Source organism: Pseudomonas sp. NA-150, from assembly GCF_044336365.1.
Lineage (GTDB): Bacteria > Pseudomonadota > Gammaproteobacteria > Pseudomonadales > Pseudomonadaceae > Aquipseudomonas.
Map to the genome: position 1 here is coordinate 3,826,942 of NZ_CP172305.1, position 18,991 is coordinate 3,845,932.

Annotated in this window: 15 protein-coding genes and 1 pseudogene; 8 read left to right on the plus strand and 8 right to left on the minus strand. The window is 58.5% G+C overall.

Annotation, left to right across the window (positions count from 1 at the left end):
- Nucleotides 1-65 precede the first annotated feature (65 nt).
- The 3 genes from ACF0H7_RS18195 (at nucleotide 66) to ACF0H7_RS18205 (ending at nucleotide 4,005) form a co-directional block, all read left to right on the plus strand.
- On the plus strand, nucleotides 66-1,541 hold the full coding sequence (locus tag ACF0H7_RS18195) for a family 16 glycosylhydrolase (RefSeq protein WP_397448288.1): 1,476 nt from the start codon (nucleotides 66-68) through the stop codon (nucleotides 1,539-1,541).
- Nucleotides 1,542-1,908: 367 nt separating this feature from the next.
- Entirely contained in the window at nucleotides 1,909-2,508 is a 600-nt protein-coding gene (locus tag ACF0H7_RS18200; protein ID WP_397448289.1) for a histidine phosphatase family protein, read from the plus strand.
- Between the two features lie 42 nt (nucleotides 2,509-2,550).
- Nucleotides 2,551-4,005, plus strand: a complete 1,455-nt coding sequence (locus ACF0H7_RS18205; RefSeq protein WP_397448290.1) for an ArnT family glycosyltransferase — start codon at nucleotides 2,551-2,553, stop codon at nucleotides 4,003-4,005.
- A 307-nt stretch (nucleotides 4,006-4,312) separates the two neighbouring features.
- Here the strand turns inward: ACF0H7_RS18205 and ACF0H7_RS18210 are convergent, their stop codons facing one another.
- The 8 genes from ACF0H7_RS18210 to ACF0H7_RS18245 all read right to left on the minus strand — a co-directional run bounded on the left by ACF0H7_RS18210 (nucleotide 4,313) and on the right by ACF0H7_RS18245 (nucleotide 11,452).
- Entirely contained in the window at nucleotides 4,313-4,987 is a 675-nt protein-coding gene (locus tag ACF0H7_RS18210) for a response regulator transcription factor (RefSeq protein ID WP_397448291.1), read from the minus strand.
- A 120-nt stretch (nucleotides 4,988-5,107) separates the two neighbouring features.
- The gene (locus ACF0H7_RS18215; RefSeq protein WP_397448292.1) at nucleotides 5,108-5,905 is read right to left on the minus strand and encodes a glycosyltransferase family 2 protein; all 798 of its coding nucleotides are present in this window, start codon (nucleotides 5,903-5,905) and stop codon (nucleotides 5,108-5,110) included.
- Nucleotides 5,906-5,915: 10 nt separating this feature from the next.
- The gene (locus ACF0H7_RS18220) at nucleotides 5,916-6,272 is read right to left on the minus strand and encodes an EamA family transporter (protein ID WP_397448293.1); all 357 of its coding nucleotides are present in this window, start codon (nucleotides 6,270-6,272) and stop codon (nucleotides 5,916-5,918) included.
- Nucleotides 6,269-7,105, minus strand: a complete 837-nt coding sequence (locus ACF0H7_RS18225) for a sugar phosphate isomerase/epimerase family protein (RefSeq protein ID WP_397448294.1) — start codon at nucleotides 7,103-7,105, stop codon at nucleotides 6,269-6,271. Before ACF0H7_RS18225 ends, ACF0H7_RS18220 begins: the two co-directional genes overlap by 4 nt.
- The gene (locus ACF0H7_RS18230) at nucleotides 7,102-7,905 is read right to left on the minus strand and encodes a pyridine nucleotide transhydrogenase (protein WP_397448295.1); all 804 of its coding nucleotides are present in this window, start codon (nucleotides 7,903-7,905) and stop codon (nucleotides 7,102-7,104) included. The genes ACF0H7_RS18225 and ACF0H7_RS18230 overlap by 4 nt, the downstream gene beginning before the upstream one ends.
- The gene (locus tag ACF0H7_RS18235; protein WP_397448296.1) at nucleotides 7,895-9,277 is read right to left on the minus strand and encodes a hypothetical protein; all 1,383 of its coding nucleotides are present in this window, start codon (nucleotides 9,275-9,277) and stop codon (nucleotides 7,895-7,897) included. Before ACF0H7_RS18235 ends, ACF0H7_RS18230 begins: the two co-directional genes overlap by 11 nt.
- A gap of 91 nt (nucleotides 9,278-9,368) precedes the next feature.
- Complete coding sequence (locus ACF0H7_RS18240) at nucleotides 9,369-10,496, minus strand: NAD(P)/FAD-dependent oxidoreductase (RefSeq protein WP_397448297.1); 1,128 nt, start codon at nucleotides 10,494-10,496, stop codon at nucleotides 9,369-9,371.
- A complete protein-coding gene (locus ACF0H7_RS18245) occupies nucleotides 10,493-11,452 on the minus strand; it encodes a glycosyltransferase (protein ID WP_397448298.1) in 960 nt (319 codons plus the stop codon). The genes ACF0H7_RS18240 and ACF0H7_RS18245 overlap by 4 nt, the downstream gene beginning before the upstream one ends.
- A gap of 428 nt (nucleotides 11,453-11,880) precedes the next feature.
- On the opposite strand from ACF0H7_RS18245, the gene ACF0H7_RS18250 reads away from it, so the two are divergent.
- The 5 genes and pseudogenes from ACF0H7_RS18250 to ACF0H7_RS18270 all read left to right on the plus strand — a co-directional run bounded on the left by ACF0H7_RS18250 (nucleotide 11,881) and on the right by ACF0H7_RS18270 (nucleotide 18,889).
- Entirely contained in the window at nucleotides 11,881-12,552 is a 672-nt protein-coding gene (locus tag ACF0H7_RS18250) for a histidine phosphatase family protein (RefSeq protein WP_397448299.1), read from the plus strand.
- 75 nt (nucleotides 12,553-12,627) lie between these two features.
- Nucleotides 12,628-12,849 (plus strand): annotated as a pseudogene (locus tag ACF0H7_RS18255) (hypothetical protein); the annotation flags it as partial.
- Between the two features lie 20 nt (nucleotides 12,850-12,869).
- A complete protein-coding gene (locus ACF0H7_RS18260; RefSeq protein WP_397448300.1) occupies nucleotides 12,870-14,459 on the plus strand; it encodes an ABC-F family ATPase in 1,590 nt (529 codons plus the stop codon).
- A 252-nt stretch (nucleotides 14,460-14,711) separates the two neighbouring features.
- Nucleotides 14,712-15,914, plus strand: coding sequence for an MFS transporter (locus ACF0H7_RS18265; protein ID WP_397448301.1), 1,203 nt, complete (start codon nucleotides 14,712-14,714; stop codon nucleotides 15,912-15,914).
- Between the two features lie 215 nt (nucleotides 15,915-16,129).
- Nucleotides 16,130-18,889, plus strand: a complete 2,760-nt coding sequence (locus ACF0H7_RS18270) for an autotransporter outer membrane beta-barrel domain-containing protein (RefSeq protein WP_397448302.1) — start codon at nucleotides 16,130-16,132, stop codon at nucleotides 18,887-18,889.
- The last annotated feature ends 102 nt before the right edge of the window (nucleotides 18,890-18,991 follow it).

Genomic DNA, 18,991 nt, shown 5'->3' on the forward strand with positions numbered 1-18,991 from the left:
GGGGACCGCAGCACGTCCCCAGAGCGAAACCGCAATGACGCCCCTATGTCAGTACGGGAAACCCCATGTCCAGCCTACGTTTACTGATAATTCTGCTGGCCTTGATCAGCGCCACCCTACAGGCCGCACCCGAGCGCCCTCCCAGCGATGGCTTGGTGCTCTGGCTCGACGGCGCCGATTCGTCGAAGATGACCTTCAATGGGCAGAACCAGCTGCAGGGCTGGCAAGATAAATCCGGCCACTCCAACAACCTGAGCGTCGACAATCCCGCCGCCACCTCGTTGCCGTTACGCGTGGACAACGCCCTGAATGGCCACTCCGTGGTGCGTTTCAATGGCGCGGCGGCGTTTATCGGCAAGGCGATCCGCACGACAAAAGGCCCGGTCAGTGTGTTTGTAGTCTCACGTCGATTGCCTGAACAGGCCGGTGGCAAGCCTTGGCAACGCCTGTTCAGCTCACGCCCGCAGCTCGCCGACAACGACAACGTCGCACCGAACTTCGGCATCAGCGTGCAACAGACCACGGCCTACGAGCCAACCCTGGCCTTTCTCGAGACCAGCGACGTGCCTATCGGTCCGTATGCGGTGGCCCGTAACGTAGCCGGCACCTCGGAAACCCTCCAGGGCGACATTGCCGAAGTGCTGGTCTACGACCGCCCGTTGACCACGCAGGCGCAGCGCCAGGCCGTGTTTGAGTACCTGGCCAGCAAATGGTCGGTCGCCATTCCGAAGGAGGCCAATAGCTGGACCCGGACCGGCCCACTCGGTACGCTACCAACACAGCACAACGCCGACCTGCCGCTGTCCGATCAGGCCAATGCGGGACACTGGGTGCTGAATACGCAACTGTCCGACGACTTCAACGGTACAACCCTCGACGCCAGCCGCTGGCACGTCAACGACGCCACGGGCACCGACTCGCTCGGGCGCAAACCCTCGCTGTTCCTGCCCGACAATGCCAGCCTCGCTAACGGCAACCTCAATATTGTGTTTCGCCAGCAAGTCGTGCCCGAGAAGTACCTTCGCCTCGGCTACAAGGGTTACAGCTCAGCCATGGTGCGTACCATCGCGCGCGGGTTCTACGGCTATTACGAGTCGCGTGCCAAACCGATGAATTCGGCAGGCTCCAGTGCGTTCTGGCTGGCCTGGACCGGGATTGCCGACAATGCCACCGAAGTCGACATCTTTGAGATCGGCGGCAAGACCCGCAACGGTGCCTTCGACCGGCTCTACAACATGAACGCCCACGTGTGGGCTACGCCAACCAGTAGCGAGCACCTCAGCAACGGCAGCACCTGGACCGCCCCCTGGCGCTTCGCGGATAGCTTTCATGTCTACGGTTTTGACTGGCGGCCTGACACGCTGCGCTGGTACGTCGACGGAGTATTGGTCAGGGAAACGAAGAACACTCACATGTTCTTTCCGATGCAAATCGTGTTCGACAGCGAGGCGATGTGGGATTGGTTCGGCGTGGTCAACGACGCTGACCTGCCGTCTACGTTCAGCGTCGATTACGTCAAGGTGTGGCGGCAGAACAAATAGTCTTGGCCATGGACTAGATCGAACCTCAATTGACCCTGGGGTTAAATAATCCGCGTAGAAAATGCCCCACATCGAACGATGCGGGGCTTTTTTTTGCCTGCATTCAAGCCGAATCGCCAGACCTGCAGCATGAGTGGGCGTTTGTCAGTATTTTTTCACACTTTTTTAACTACAAGGCTACCAACGTTTTTTTAAGATGCCGGTATATAGCAAGTCCTCAGAATACTCATCGGCATTTTTTGCCAAGGGTATTCGATACTCATCGCTGCGGAGCAACATGCTGGTGAAAAGCGTCACTGATCCTGTTCGTTCAAATAAAACAGCCACTGCAAAAAAATGGAACTCACCGACGAATCTATTGTTGGGAGTGGCGTTCCTCATTGTGGTCGCCGTGGTTGTTGGCTTTACCCTGTGGCCGAAATCAATTGCAAACCTGGGCAAAAACAACCAAATGGCCACGCTCGGCGTGTACAGCCAATGGCAAGCCGGCAACGTTGTAGTCTTGGTGCGACATGCCGAACGCTGTGATCGCTCCAGCAATCCCTGCCTCGGCCCGGCTGATGGCATCACCCGCGTGGGCAACGACAGCGGTATCGAAGCCGGAGTGGGCTTCAAAAATCTCGGCTTGAGCAACACCGATATCCTGGCCAGTCCTTTGCACCGCACCGCGCAAACAGCAACGGCGATCTTCGGCAAGGCCGTCCCCGAACAAGATTGGCTAGTGAGCTGCGAGTCTGGCAACATGCTCACCGACATCGTGGCCCACAAGGTTGATCATCGGAACTTGGTGCTGGTCACTCACAGCGGCTGCATCGGTGGGCTGGAAAAGCAGTTGGGCTACCCGCACGCCGACACCGCCGAATATACCAGCTCGCTGTTCATCAGCCTGGGCACCGACAAGCAACCGAAAATCCTCGGGTTGATCAATGTTCAGGATTGGCCCGCCACGCTGAATAAACAGCCGTAGGTTCCCATACTGTACCCCTCTGATTGTTGAGTAAATGCGTTGTTGACTCGCCCCTCCTTTTTGCTACTTGTATTAGGTTGCCTGTTGTTTTTTGTTGCCCTTGGCAATCATCAATTACAAGGCTCGACCGAACCCCGCGTGGCGGGGATCGCCATGGAAATGCACCTGGATCAAGACTGGGTCACGCCGAAGCTGAATGGTCAGCCCTTCCTCGAGAAACCACCACTGAGCCTGTGGCTCGACGCGGGCGCCATCGGTTTATTCGGCGCCAATATCTGGGCCGTAAGGCTGGCGTCGGCGGTGGCCGGATTGCTGAGCATGCTGACGCTGTATGGGATGTTGCGCCGCTTCGGTCGCCCGGTGACTATTGCCGTAGCTGCTGCAGTTTTGCTGGCGACCATGGCCAGTTACTGGAGCAATGCGCGTCAGGTCGGCGAAGACTCGCTCTTGAGCCTCGGCGTGACGCTGGCGTTACTGGCGTATTTTCAGGTCAGTCGCTTACGCGCCTCGCAGACCGGCCACCCCCTGGGCTATTGGCTGCTGTTTGCCCTGGGTATCGCCATCGCCACGTTGAGCAAAGGCGTACTCGGACTGGCACTGCCGGGGGCGGTGATCTTCGCTTGGCTGGTCAGTGAGAGCCTGCTGAGCAAACGTTTCGTACTGGCCGACTGGCTGTGGCCAGCATCGATTACCCTGCTGGGTCTTCTGCCGTTGCTGGTCTGGCTGAGTTTTCTGTATCAGGCGGGCGGTTTGTCTGCCGTGAGCGAAGTGCTGTGGGCCAATAGCATCGGGCGATTCAGCGGCTCGTTTGAAGAAGCCGGGCATATGGAGCCTTTCCACTATTACTTCGTAAAACTCCCACAGGCGTTCCTGCCATGGAACCTGCTGGTGTACTTGGGCTTGTGGCACTTCCGCAAGCAGTTGAAGGCCAATCGGTACCTGCTGTTTTTCAGCCTGTGGCTGCTGGCACAGCTGACCCTGCTGACCTTCGCTTCCAGCAAACGCATGGTGTACCTGATGTCGATGACGCCTGCCGCGGCAGTAATAGCTGCGGAATACGGGGCCGTGTTGTATCAGCGTGCGCGCCAGCATACCGACACCTCAAGCCTGGCCGCTATGCTGGTTAAGCACGGGCAGAAACTGGCATTCGGCGTGATAGGTCTGTTGGTGATTAGCTACCTGAGTGTAGCCACCTGGGGCAAAGGAGAGAGTCAGTCGCAGTCGTTCCTGCCTCTGACCCAGCAGATCCACAGCCTGCAAGGCAGTGGTAAAACAGTGGTTTTGATGACTCCCAGCGAACGCCTGGCCGGCGCCGGGGTGTTTTACAGCCAGAGCCTGCTGCAGGCGCTGTCGACCGAGGAACAGTTGAAGGCGTTCCTGAATGAATCGCCTGAACATGTCGCCGTCATGGAACGCCAGTCTGAACCCGACCCGTCCTACAAAGTGCTGAACAAGATCGTGGTCGGCAACCGGAGTTACTACTTCCTGGCGCTTTGATGGTTTGAGTCTTGCGCAAGGCCGGCGAATGGGTGACACACCGCGTCAAACCATTCGCCAACACGTTGGCTCCCACAGTGATTTGTGGTTGGACAAAAATCCACGGTTGGCCCCAATTGAGTAGGAGCTGCCACAGGCTGCGATAAGGCCGGAACGGCCTTCGCGATGGCTATTGTTCGCAGCCTGCGGCAGCTCCTACAGGGATTGTGTGTTGCCTGGGAACATAGAATCTCCCACATTAATCTCGGCCTGACCCAGAGTCTGTGGTCAGCCAGGATCTTTGTGGGAGCTAACGTGTTGGGGCTGGCTACCCCGGCCCGTGAATCCGATAACCCACGCCGTGGTAGTTCTGCAACAGCGGCACATCGAACGAGCGATCAATCGCTTTGCGTAACAGGTAGATATTGCTGCGCAGGCTGTCGCTGTCCGGGACGTTAGTGCCCCACACCGCTTCTTCCAGTTCCTGCCGACGCACCACCGAGGGGCTTTTGCGCATCAGCAGGGCCAGCAGTGTGAGGTTGGTTGGATTCAACTTCAGCGGTATACCGGCGCGGGTGACTTCATAGGTGTCCAGGTCATACACCAGATCATGCACTTTCAGCGTGCGCTGATTGACGCCCTTCTTGCGCCGAACGATGGCTTCGATCCGGGCCAACAGTTCAGACACGGCAAAGGGTTTGACCACGTAGTCATCAGCGCCGACTTCAAACCCGCGCAAACGATCGTGCAAGTCATCCCGGGCGGTCAACATCACGATAGGCGTATCCAGCCGGGCATTTTCCCGCAGGCTTTTACATAACTGCGCGCCGTCCATGCCTGGCAGCATGACGTCGAGAATGATCGCATCGAAGGCGGAGGTGACGGCCAGATGCAAGCCGGTCAAGCCGTCCGCGGCCCCAACGACGGTACAACCCTTCAACACCAGGTATTCGGAAACACTGTCGAGGATATCTTTGTGGTCTTCTACGATAAGAATGCGCATGGTGCTGTATATCAGGCCAAGGAGGGACGCAGCCAGCATTATCGAGGGTTAAGTGTCATAGTTTTGTTTTCAAGCCGCGCCGATTTTTTCACAACTTTTTCACTGTGAAGACGCGGATGATCAGGGGTTATAGAACCCGAGGCAGGCTCGAAACAACACCCTCAGCACCGCCAGATTGCCCCTGACACTGCTGATTTTGGTGGGTACCTCGCCTTTGGGATAACGCCTGACCGTGGGCAGTTCAACACAGCGATAGCCCAGTTTCGGGGCGCGATAAGACAGATAGGCCAATAGTTCGTACGTCACGAACACATCACGAAACAAAGCCAGATCGGGGTCCAGCAGCAGTTTCCGGCTGTAGGCGCGATAGCCCTGGGTGGTGTCGGTCCATTTGAAGCCGGAAAACAAACTCAGCATCGGCGCGTGAATGAAACGGATGGCAAAATCTCGCGCTGCGGGGGTGTTCTCGGCGATGCCGCCATCGATGAAACGCGAAGCCTGAACAAAGTCCACCCCCTGCTCCAGCGCCGCTATGAAGCTGGCAATGGCCTGCGGATCGTCCTTGTCGTTACCGTCGATGGTGATGACGCCGACGTAGCCTTGATCGAGGGCGAAGGCATAGGCGCAGCGCAACTGGGCGCTGAGTTTACCAGCGCCGGTTTTCACCAACAGCCCGCGTACGCCCAGCCGCAACAAGTCGTCCAGGGCCAGCGAACCATCGGTACTGCCGCCGTCGACCACGATGATATCGGCACTGTCGGCGATCTTCAGCGCGGCCATACGGCCCAGCAGATTGTGAATCCGCAACCCTTCGTTGATCACCGGAATCACCACGCACCAGCGGTGTTGGCGCCCCTGCCACAGCGGCCGGGTGCAGGACGGTACCTGACGGTTGTCGCACGCCTGTGAAGAGGTCATCGCAGTCTCCTCAGGCGACCCGGGCGGTGATCAGCGCAACGCCGGCAATCACCAGCACAATTCCAGCGCCGGTGGTCCAGTGGAAGGGTTCGCGAAAGATCAACACCGACGACAATGCCACACAGGCCACAGCCCCGGTGGTCAGCACCGGATGCGCCACATTCAGCGGCAAGCGGGCCAGCGCGGCGGCATACAGCAGAAAGGCCAGACCATACAGCCCGAGGCCCAGCCAGAAAGGCCAATTGCTGAAGGCGTTCAGCGGGTCATTGAACGAGGGGAACTTGCGCGGCGGCATCATGGCCATCTTCACCAGCACGCTGGCCGAGGTATTGGAGAAAATGCCGAGCAACAGGATCAGCCATTTCATGCCCGCCCCTCCCCGTTGCCACTGCGGTAAAAACCGTTGGCGGCGACCAAGGCCCGCTCGATAGACGTGAGGTGCGGTTCATGGACGGTGGCGAGCATTTCGATGGTCACCAGGTGCTTGGGTAGGTGCTGTTTCAGCGCGCAATGCACCTGTGCATGGTCGGTGCAACCATCGCCCAACGGCACCAAATTGGGCTCGCTGGCGTGCACGTGGCCAATCAGCGAGGCATGCTCTCGCAGAACCGTGTCGGGGGTTTCGCCAGTGATCGTCAGCGCGCCGGTGTCCAGTTGCATCTTGATGTCCGGGTGATCAATCGCCTGTACCACCCGGGCCGTTTCGGCGCTAGTGGTCATGAAGTTGGCGCCGTAGCACGGCGGGTTGGGTTCCAGACACATCAGCACGCCGTAAGCGCCAGCGAAATTTCCCACCCGGTGGAAGAACTCTACCGCCACGTCGAACGCCTGCTGGTCATCCAGTCCACTGCGGTCGCGATTTTTCGGAGAGCCGAACACCAACCGAGTGGCGCCAAGGCCCGCGCCTATGCGGCAGATATTCGCCAGGTGCAGCAGCAACGCCGCCTGGCTCAGTTCAGAGCCAAAGACATTCAAGCCGGTGGTGCCGAACAGCAGCGCCTGCATGCCGGTGATTTCAATACCGCGCTCGTGCCACCCGCGTCGTACCCGGGCGATGTCAGTGTCGCTGGCCTGGTTGAGATCGGGAAAATACTTGCCGGGGGCGACATCGATCGCATCGACGCCGTGACGCTGAAGCAACTGCGCGACGGCCGCATCTTCCGCCGGATCCCAGGCAATGTTGGAAATCGCCAGTCTCATGGGCCAGTCCTCGAATCGGGATGAATCGTAGAGGGTTCCGACTGCGCGTAGGCGCGAATCGCTTGCAGGGTTTCCCGGACGCTGTATTGATAGGGCCCCGTGCTCGAGAACAGATCAGCGTGTCGCGTACGAAAATCATAGATCGCCGGTGGCGTGGACAAGCGGTTTTCGAAGGCCAGGCCAAAACCTTGTTGCGCCAATGCCGCCACGCTGATCGGTGCCGCCGTCAGGTGGATCCGCTGCAAACCGGCGTTGAGCGCGATTTGCAGGTCGAACCACAGATTGACCATCGGATAAAACTGGAACACGCCACGGCTGTCGATGGCCTGCAGGTTGTTGTGGTGCAACAGGTCGAAAATCACATTCTTGCGCAGGCCCGGCCCCACCAATCCCGGCAGTCGAACGATCAGGTGCCGGGGAAAGTGCGCCTCGACAAACTGTTCCAGACGCCGGCGGTGCAAGCCATAGGGGTGCAGGCCTGCCTCCACCACCGTGCTGTCTTCGTCGACCTCAACCGCCGTCTTGAACACATCGACGGTGCTGATCAGGATGAAGGTTTTGCAGGTCAGGGTGCGCAAGTGGGTGATCAGGCCATCGATGTTCTGCCAGTCCGCTTCGGGTTCGCGGTTGGCGATCCATTTTTGCGCGGGAGCGCCGGCGCACACCAGGGTATCGAACGAGCGGTGGTCGATCTCAGCGATGCTGGTCGAGCGATAAAGGGCGGTGAACGAGGTCTGCCTGGCCAGCGTCGAGCCGACAAACCCGGTAAACCCGATCAGGCCGTTTTGGTCATTGTTCATGAGCGGCTCCGCAATTCATGAGCAGCAACTGCGCATCATTCACGGCAAACGCGGCGCTGTAGGTACAGTTGAACCTGCGGATTTCCGACTCAAGCACAACCCCTTGCCCGGTTTCTCCCGCTTGCAGGTTCAGATGGGAGGTCAGGAAATAAAACGGGCCGGCCGGCCGCTGCCTGAACAGATCGTCGATCCAGCCGCGCAACTCTTCGCCTTCCATGGCCGGCGCCCTGACTTTGGTTTGCTCATCCCTGGCGACGATAAAATGCTGATGGCTCAGTTGCGGGTCGCGCAGGCGATAAAACTCCAGAGACGGTTGCGCATTCGGATGCACCAGAATCGTCTCTGTCGGCATCTGTGCGATGTAGCCGTACAGCGCCGCGTTGTCGGTGAACTCATAGTTGTCGCCTTGGGCATTTTTGTAGCAGGCCTTCATTGCTTGCAGTGACAGGAGCGTAAAGAGCAACCAGCCCAGCACCTTGAACGTTTTTGATGGACTTGCGGTAAATTCGAGCGTCGCCAAACTGGAAATGACCAAACTAAAGGGCACCAGCCAGATCACATGCCGAGGATAAGTCACCGGGTAGAACCCCAGCACTTTGCCCGCCACCACGACCAGCAGCAAGGCACAAAAAAACACATTCAATTTGAAAATAAAGCCTCTGTCGTTAAACACCCACAAGGCAGCACTGGAGACTATCGAAATCACCAACAAGGCTTTGCCATACGCGCCCAGTAGCGCATCGGATAACACAGCCAAAGCTTGGCTGAACGAGCTGTTTTTATACTGTGAATAGTTGCCGAGTTGATAGACCGTCAAGTGTTTCATGTCCCCATAGGAAAACCCGACGATCAGCAGTGCACACACAAACAGCAGACCATTTATCCGCCACTGAGGATCGTCCCTGCGCGTTAAAAACCACCACACGGCATAACCCAACAAGCCACCGGACACTAATAACGTCGAAAAGCCCAGCACACTGACCACGGCAGCGCCGACGATTAGCCAGGCCATATGCCGGGTTTCTTCCGCCTTCCAGATCGCCAGTATGGCGAGGAAGCTGGCCGACACTTCAAGGAAATAGTGCTTCAACTCCGTTACTTGAAAACCCATCGAAAATGAGTTCCCGATCAGCGCAATCAGTAATACAAACAGCCCCCAACGGTATTTTTTGTATAGCAGGCACATGGGCAGAAACATCACCACCGATGCCGTCAATACCGAAAACCGCAGCGACCGAATGTCGTAATGAAACACCGTCATGATCATCTTTAAAAACAAAGACGCCACCACCGGTTCCGCCTGATCGTAGTACGGCAACGGCGCTATGAACTCTGCCGGCGCCTTGATCGCGATGATGTTCTTCAGCAGCATGGCTTCATCCATCCAGACTGAACGCGAGGTCAAGGTGATAAAAATGCTCAGCAGAACGACCAGCGCGAGTGCAGTGCCCAGCTTGGGAAGGTCAACGTATTTCATCGTCTACTTTCTCCAGCACGTCGTAAATATTGTCTATTTTCCCGCCCAGCACGGAGTAACAGCCGGGTAAGGTGGCGTGCTTTTCAAACAAGATCGGTCGGCCGTCATCGCTTTCGTTCTTTTGCAGTACGGTTTTGACTTCGTATATCGACTCGATGTGCCTGGCCTGGGCAATGGCTGGAATATATCGCGCGACGTCCCGAACCATACGTTCTGCACGACTTTCTCGGGGGTGCAGCCTGAGCCGCTCGTAAGGATCGATCCCTGGCTGGTCCTGCCAATGCACATGCGGGGTGAAGCGAACATGGGACAAGGTGTGCAGCCCGCGAGCCGGGAATGGCATCATCGAAAAGAACGGGCCGTCCATGACCGTGATGCCCAAGTCTTCCAGCGCTGGCGGCATCTGCATCAGCGCCATCTCGGCGATTTCCTGCTTCAACCCGGTGCCGACACCGGGAAAATCACCCTTGAACTGATTGGTGCCACTGTAGGTGCAGTTGAAGACGTAGCGGCAGCCAACCCGCTCATCGTCTCGCCCCGCACGGCGGGTCACCACTTGCAACCCGGCCTGCGGCGCTCTGTCGATGGCGCAGGCCAGGGTCTGATAGCGAATCTGCACCCCGCTCGCCGTCAGTTCGCGCTCCGCCCAGCTCGCCAGTTGGGTACTGTCGAACGCGTACTCGTCGACGACAAATACGCCCTCGATCAACTTCGGCTCAAACAACAGCCGCAGCCCGGCGGGCGCACTCTGCACCGCCGCACCGATGTCACGGCAAAAACGCTCGAACTGTTTAGCGGTGACTTTTGAGTTATGGCGGGCAATCGCGTACAGCTTGGTGAAGTCTCGCCTGATCGCTTCAGGCCAATCCTGCAGGAACCTGGGGACATTGACCCGACTGCGATAAGCCGTGGTAAAGCTGCGCGGGTAGTGATAACCGTTATGCACCCGCGCCTGATTGTTATACGAGGCGCGCATCAATAACCCCGGCTCGCGTTCGATCAGCACCACGCGTTTCAACTGTCGCTGTCGGGCCAGATGAATAGCGATGGCGCAACCGTAAAATCCGCCGCCGATAATCACGGCGTCGTAATCCGGCGCCGGCGACGCCGTCACGAGGCGTCTCCGTTGACCGAAACGCTCTCTGGCGCTGCGGTCGACGACACCTCCTCTACATTCAACTTGTCCAGGCGTGTCATGCGCACGCTGGTGAACTCTTGGGCCACATGATACAGAGGGCCCTCACTGGACAAACTGACCATGTTTGATATGTATTCACCCAGTACCAGCAGTACCAGGGAGATCAGAAAAAACATACCCGACTGTTGCAATGAAAGGCTGATCCAACCGGGCGCTACATCTGTTTTGAAGATACCGATAGCGACCACATACACGCAATACAACAGGTTTATTCCGGCACCGAATAACGAGAGCGCGGTGACCAGTCGCATCGGTGCAGGGGTGGTGGAGATCAATAAGCGCACCCCACGATCAATACTTTCCCACAGGCCGGTAGAAGCCCCTATCAGCGGCGGCGGCGTATAGTAGTAACTCAGGTAAGCGCGGATGAAACCACCGGTCGCCGGCAAGTGCCGATAGGCCATCGCCGGTCGAGGATGTTGAAGAATGAAATTAATCACCTTCTTGTTCACTACGCGATAAGGTGGCGCCTGTTTAACCAGATGAATGCCATTGAACCATTGGTACAGCCGATGAAAGATAAGAAACGCCATGTGGTATATACGGGGCTGTACCGGCTGGGTCTTATTACAGACAAACACCACGTCCGCGCCACCCATGGCCTGACCGAGCATCTTCGGCAGAAAGCGAATATCATCGCGTAACGGATCAATCACTGCGACCACGTCACCCAAGGCACTTTCCAAACCCACCCAAGAGGCGGTGTCGACGTCGACTTCCTTGGTCAAGGCATACACTTGTAAATTGGCAAACCCTTGTTCATCGGTCAGGCGTTTAAGCACGGCAATACTGTCGTCACTCGAGGCGTTGTCAACCACGATAAACTCATAATCACTGACCAACTCGGCAATGACGAATGTTGCATCCGCCACAATGCTTTCAAGCCGGGCCGATTGATTTCTGATCACACATACAACAGACAGGAAACATGGGAAGAATGGCATTTAAAAAGCCTCTTAATAACCCTGTACCCATCGAGCGACTGCTGGTAAGCCTGATGACATGAAATGTGTAAGGTGGGTGCAACAACCGCGCCCTACTCCTCCATAAGATAGACTGAAGACCTTCCGCTTTGCTCGGTAGTTCCCACTGTTTACACGTCCCTTACACTGTGATTTTTTGGATCCAATTTGCAATATCGATGAGTACCCGCGCCTGTTCACCGCCATTGTCAGTCAATACTGATTTTTTCACCTCCTTTTGACGACGCCTTGACCCAGTCCACTTTAGCCTGTGTGCTCAAATGGCTCCGTTGCTGGGCGATAGGTGGTCATTTCGACAGGCCAACACGGTAAATACCATGACCGACCTCGCTGCTGCATACGGGTCTTCAGGGAAGCACGACAGTCCCGGGTTGAGCACCCTCCTGCTGATCGCCACAGTCGCCGCACTGTTGATCTTGGCCCTGAGTCTGAACGGATGGCCGGGGTCACTGCCGGACCTGGCCAAAGGCGACAACATGACCACCGCCGGGGTCTATACCCAGTGGGACATCGGCAATGTCGTGGTGCTCGTGCGACATGCGGAAACCTGCAGCCACTCCACCCATCCGTGCCTGGGCCCGAGCGACGGCATCACTCGCATCGGCAGCGAAACGGCGATCGAGACCGGCAAAGCGCTAACCACCCTTGGCTTGACCAAAACCGACCTGCTGACCAGCCCGTTGCAACGCACTGCGCAAACCGCCTACGCCATGTTCGGCAAAGCCATTCCCCAGCGAGACTGGTTGATGTATTGCGACCACTCCATGCTGCAGGATGTCATCACGCACAAGGCCCCGCACCGTAATCTGGTGCTGATCACCCACGGCGACTGTATCGACCGAATGGAAAAAGCCTTGGGCTATCCCCATGCGGGGACGAGCGAGTACGCCAGTTCGCTGTTCATCAACCTCGGCCACACCGGCAAACCCGAGGCGATGGGCTACCTTAATGCTGCGGACTGGCAGTCGACGTTGGATAAAAAGCCGTAGCCACCCAACCATTCAGTATGAATAGCTACGCTAATGCGCGCCCCTGCCCCCGAGTTGCCGTTGGCTGGCCGACAAATCCGCTGTCGCCTGCCATACAACTGTCGTCGCACCTATGCGACAATGCGCGCAATGTCCGGCATGAATCCCGCATTCTTCTCTCAGCAGCTTGGCCCCAGCGTCCACATGTTGCTGTCAACCTATGCGCGCTGGGTCAACTCAAGCTCTGACTGGCACGAGCAGAACTCTGCTCTATTTTGGGTACCCAACAGGGCACCCGCGGAATCCAGTCAATCCTAAGCTATTGAAAGGTAAGGTAATTGATCTCCACAGCTAACATCACCATGCAATTTGGCGCCAAACCCCTGTTCGAGAATGTCTCGGTCAAGTTTGCCGGCGGTAACCGTTACGGCCTGATCGGCGCCAACGGTTGCGGCAAGTCCACCTTTATGAAGATTCTCGGTGGCGATCTTGAGTCGTCGGGTGGCCAGGTGATGCTGGAGCCGAACGTGCGTCTGGGTAAATTGCGCCAGGACCAGTTCGCCTACGAAGAATTCACCGTGATCGACACCGTGATCATGGGTCACGAAGAGCTGTGGAAGGTCAAGGCCGAGCGCGATCGTATCTATTCGCTGCCAGAAATGACCGAAGCCGACGGCATGGCCGTGGCCGAGCTGGAAACCGAGTTCGCTGAAATGGACGGCTACACCGCCGAATCCCGCGCCGGTGAGCTGCTGCTGGGCCTGGGTATCGGCATCGAACAGCATTTCGGCCCGATGAGCGAAGTGTCGCCAGGCTGGAAACTGCGCGTGTTGCTGGCGCAGGCACTGTTCTCCGATCCAGAAGTGCTGTTGCTCGACGAACCGACCAACCACCTGGACATCAACACCATCCGCTGGCTGGAAAACATCCTGACCCAGCGCAACAGCCTGATGATCATCATCTCCCACGATAGACACTTCCTGAACAGTGTCTGTACACACATGGCCGACCTGGATTACGGCGAGCTGCGTCTGTTCCCGGGCAACTACGACGAGTACATGACCGTGGCGACCCAGTCCCGCGAGCAACTGCTGTCGGACAACGCCAAGAAGAAAGCACAGATCAACGAGCTGCAGTCGTTCGTCAGCCGCTTCTCGGCCAACGCCTCGAAAGCCAAGCAGGCCACTTCCCGTGCCAAGCAGATCGACAAGATCCAGCTGGCCGAGGTCAAGCCTTCGAGCCGCGTCAGCCCGTTCATCCGCTTCGAGCAAACCAAAAAGCTGCACCGTCAGGCGGTCATCGTCGAGCGCATGGCCAAAGGCTTCGACGGCAAACCGCTGTTCAAGGACTTCAGTTTCGTGGTTGAAGCTGGCGAGCGCGTGGCGATCATCGGCCCGAACGGTATCGGCAAAACCACCCTGCTGCGTACGCTGGTCAACGAACTGACGCCGGACGCCGGGACCGTCAAATGGACCGACGCTGCCGAGCTGGGCTACTACGCCCAAGATCACGCGTCGGACTTCGAAGAAGAAGCCAACCTGTTCGAGTGGATGGGTCGCTGGACCCAAGGTGGCGAGCAAATGGTGCGTGGCACCCTGGGCCGCATGCTGTTCTCCAACGACGAGATTCTGAAGTCGGTGAAGGTGATCTCCGGTGGTGAACAAGGTCGCATGCTGTTCGGCAAGCTGATCCTGCAAAAGCCAAACGTGCTGATCATGGACGAACCGACCAACCACTTGGACATGGAATCCATCGAGGCATTGAACCTCGCACTGGAGAACTACCCTGGCACGCTGATCTTCGTCAGCCACGACCGTGAGTTCGTATCGTCGCTGGCCACCCGCATCATCGAGCTGAGCCCGAGCGGTGTGGTCGACTTCAGCGGCACCTACGACGACTACCTGCGTAGCCAGGGCGTGGTGTTCTGATTTAGCGGTTGCTGTCTGCAATACAAAAAGCCCTGTCCCAGTGACGGGGCTTTTTCCATAGTTTTTGAAAGAGCGGGCTCGTCGGATCGCCGCGATGACGGTGTACCAGACAAACCGCAACAGACCAATCGCGGGCAAGCCCGCTCCCACAAATTATCGGCGCCTGGCTTAACGCAATCGTTAGCCTGCTTTCTTTTATCCGCTGCTCAGGCCATCATGACGCACTCTAACCGCCCGCCAGCGAACGAGCCCATGTCTGCCGCCCAAACGCCCCCGCTTCCCGCCCCGCCCGCCAGCTCCCTGGCTGTCACCCTGCAAATCGTCTCTATCGTGTTTTATACCTTCATCGCCTTTCTCTGCATCGGTCTGCCGATTGCGGTGATTCCGGGGTATGTCCACGATCAGTTGGGTTTCAGCGCGGTGGTCGCCGGTGTGACCATCGGCTCGCAGTACCTGGCCACTCTGCTCAGTCGCCCACTGGCCGGGCGCATGGCGGACGGGATTGGCACCAAGCGCGCGATCATCTACGGGTTGTCCGGCATTGCGCTCAGTGGCGTGCTGACGTTGCTGGCGACGCTCCTGGTCAGCCTGCCCGTGACGAGCCTGGTGATCCTGATCATTGCCCGGATCTTTCTTGGCGTGGCCCAAGGACTGATTGGCGTCGGCACCATCAGTTGGTGCATCGGCCAGGTCGGTACGGAGCATACGGCGCGGGCGATTTCCTGGAATGGCATTGCCTCCTACGGCGCGATTGCGATTGGCGCGCCAGTCGGTGTGGTGATGATCGATCAGCTGGGCTTCGACAGCCTGGGGATTACCCTGGCCATCACCGCGTCGCTGGCGCTGCTGCTGATTCGCAACAAGCCCTCGGTACCAGTGATTCGTGGCGAACGCCTGCCGTTCTGGTCGGTGTTCGGCACAGTCGCACCCTATGGTTTGAGCCTGACCCTGGCCTCCATCGGTTACGGCACCCTGACCACCTTCATCACCCTGTTCTACCTGAGCCGCGGCTGGCATGGCGCGGCGTATTGCCTGACGGTGTTCGGCGTCTGCTTTATCCTGTCGCGGTTGATCTTTATCAATGCGATCAGCCGTTTTGGCGGCTTTACCTCGGCCATCAGCTGCATGGCGATTGAAACCCTGGGGCTGGTGTTGTTGTGGCTCTCGCCCACCACCGAAATCGCCCTGATCGGCGCGGGCCTGACCGGTTTCGGCCTGTCGCTGGTGTACCCGGCGCTGGGGGTCGAGGCGATCAAACAGGTACCGAACAGCAGTCGCGGCGCCGGGTTGAGTGCTTATGCCGTGTTCTTTGATTTGGCGCTGGCGATTGCCGGACCGGTAATGGGCAGCATCGCACTGGGGCTGGGCTATGCGTGGATTTTCTTCTATGCGGCGCTGCTGTCACTGGCCGGGTTGTCGTTGACACTTTGGCTGGCTCGGCGGGCCAGGCGTTGATGCGTCCAGGCTGAAAACCCAACCAACCGGCCATTTACTTGACGGTACAGACTATCCGGACTTAGCTAATGAGTAACTGAGAGGCAATATCTCAGTGCGGTTAGAAGCCAGGTTCAGTATTAATCAACGGCCTCTGACTATCTCCATACGTGGCCCGCTGGCAAATATCTCGTCGTTAACCTGCCCCCTGAGTCACACGCTCAGGGAGAGCGATCATGACATTGTCATGGGCCAGCACGGACGTTTGTAAAAAGAACTGCCCTCTAGCGTGTTATTACGCCCTCTGTGCTTTGTTGTTAATGTCGTTGACGCCTCAAGTGCACGCGGCATGTTCGTTAATTGCCACGCCCGGAAACGACTCACTGACCTGCGACAGTGGCAGCAGTGGGCCGTTCACCGACTTGCAGGGCAATAACACCCTGACCTTTCCCGCCCAAGGTACCGGCACCATAAACGGCGCGGTGACCTTCGGCCCCGGTGCCGACCACATAGTGATGAACTCCGGGCGCTTCGTTGGTGCGGTGAACATGGGCGATGGCGCCAACACCTTTGAAATCAATGCGGGCACGGTCACCGGCGCCGTCCTGCAAGGTAGCGGCATCGACAACTTCATCATGACCGGCGGAACGATCCAATCCCTGTCCCAAGGCGATGGCCGGGATAACTTCCTCATGACCGGCGGCACCATCATCGGGGCTTTCGAAGATGGCGATGTGGCCACCGTGACCGGCGGCACCATTGGTCGAGTGGACATGAAGCTCGACAACAACATCTTCAACATGTCCGGCGGGCGGATTATCGGCAATCTGGTGACGGGCTTCGCCAAGGACACCATCACCGTCTCTGGCGGCATCATCGGCGGCAATATCAGCGTCAGTGGAGGGGATGACAGCGTCACGATCAGCGGTGGCGAAGTGGACGGGGAAGTACGCATGGGCTCCGGCAATGACACCTTTCTCTGGGTGAACGGCGGCATTATCAAATCGGCGATTTTGATGGCCGACGATAACGACACCGCCATCCTGCGCAATCTCAACGAAAGCATTATCAGCACCACCCCAAGCCTCGACGGCGGCCCCGGCATTGATAGCCTGACGTTCGACGCCTCCAGTTCAGCCACGCCGGGGCGCTACGTCAATTGGGAAACGGTCAACCTGAGCAACGGTTCGCGCTTCGACCTGGCCGCCGGCAACTTCGTCCTCGGCGACAGCGTAACCGCTACCGGGGTGTTCAACGTCGATGGCAGCAGTGCACTGACCTCCACCCAAGGCAGCATCAGCCCGTTTACCAGCACCCGACTGGCCACCCTGAACAACGCTGGCACCATTGACCTGACCTCGGCCAGTGCGGTCGCGACCGACACCCTGACCCTGCATGGTAATTACCAGGGCAATAACGGCCAATTGCGGGTGCAATCGGTGGTGGGCAACGACACCGCGCCGAGTGACAGACTGGTGGTGGACCGTGGCACCCTGGGCGGCACCACCCAAATCGACGTCAGCAATCTGGGCGGCGCCGGCGGTCTGACGCAACAGAACGGTATCCAAGTGGTGCAGGCCAGCAATGGTGCGACCAGTGATAATGCAGCCTTCTCGTTGAAGCACTCGGTGTCCGCCGGTGCTTATCAGTACTACCTGTTCAAAGGCGGGGTAACGGCAGGCTCGGAGAACAGTTGGTACCTGCGCTCTGCCGTGGTCGCGGTGCCCGTGGCTGCGGTGCCACTCTTAGCCCTGGCGGAGCCGGTGGTCACTGCCGAACCGCCCGCTTCACCGCCTGCCACACCACCGGTCACGACGCCACCAGCGACACCCCCGGTCACGCCGCCGCCCGCAACACCGCCAGCGACACCCGCGCAAACGCCGCCGCCCGCAACGCCGCCAGCGACACCCGCGGTAACGCCGCAAACGCCAACCACCAATGCCCAAGCGGCGGTTCTGGTGCAACCCGCCGCCACCCCGCCGGTTGCAGCCATCGGTACCCCGCCGCTGCCGGTCGCCGTACCGGGGACCGCGCCGATTCCCTTGTATCGACTGGAGGTGCCCAACTACGCCGTGGTGGCGCCCTCCGCTGCGGTTCTTTCACTGGCGGCGCTGGGCACATTCCATGATCGTCAGGGCGCGCAAAGCTTGCTCAATGAATCGGGTCTGGCGCCTGCGGGCTGGGGTCGACTGTATGGCAATGACTTCAAGCAGAGTTGGTCCGGCACGGTCGACCCAAGCCTCGATGCGACGCTGAAGGGGTTTCAGGTGGGCAATGATCTGTACGCCTCGCCCACCCGCGGCGGCCGCCTGCAGCGCGTCGGGGTGTTCATCGGTCACAGTCAGTTGCGCGGCGATGTGCAGGGCTTTGCCGAAGGTTTCCACGATCGCCGCAGCGGCACGCTGAACATCGAAGGTGACAGCCTGGGCGCCTACTGGACGTTGACCGATCCCACCGGCTGGTACCTCGACGCGGTGGCGATGGGCACCCGTCTGGATGGCTATAGCCGTTCAGACCGAGGCATCAAGATCGACACCAACGGTCATGTCGTCAGCCTGTCCCTGGAAGCGGGTTATCCGCTGCCGGTTTCGCCCCACTGGACGGTCGAACCGCAAGCACAGCTGATCAATCAACGGGTGCACCTCGACAGCCAGAACGACGGGATCTCCGAGGTGTCATTTCATTCGCAGGCTTCCAACAGCGGACGCCTCGGGGTGCGCCTCGCAGGCCATTACATCGTCGCCGGCCTGCCGATCGAACCCTATGTGCGCAGTAACCTGTGGCGCAACTTCGGCGGTTCCGACAGCGTGATTTTTGCCCATGCCGACTCGATCAAGACCGAGCACAGCGCCACCAGCGCCGACCTGGGCATCGGTGTCGTGGCCACGGTGAGCAAAGGGGTCAGTGTTTACCTGAGTACCGACTACAGCAGTAACCTGGACAGCAATCAGCTGCGGGGCGTGGCGGGGAATGTGGGGATCAGACTGAGTTGGTGAGGTTAAGCGGGCTGGCCTGCCAGACCGCGTCAGGCAACACTCAATCCCTGTAGGAGCTGCCGCAGGCTGCGAACAATCGCCATCGCGAAGGTCGTTTCGACC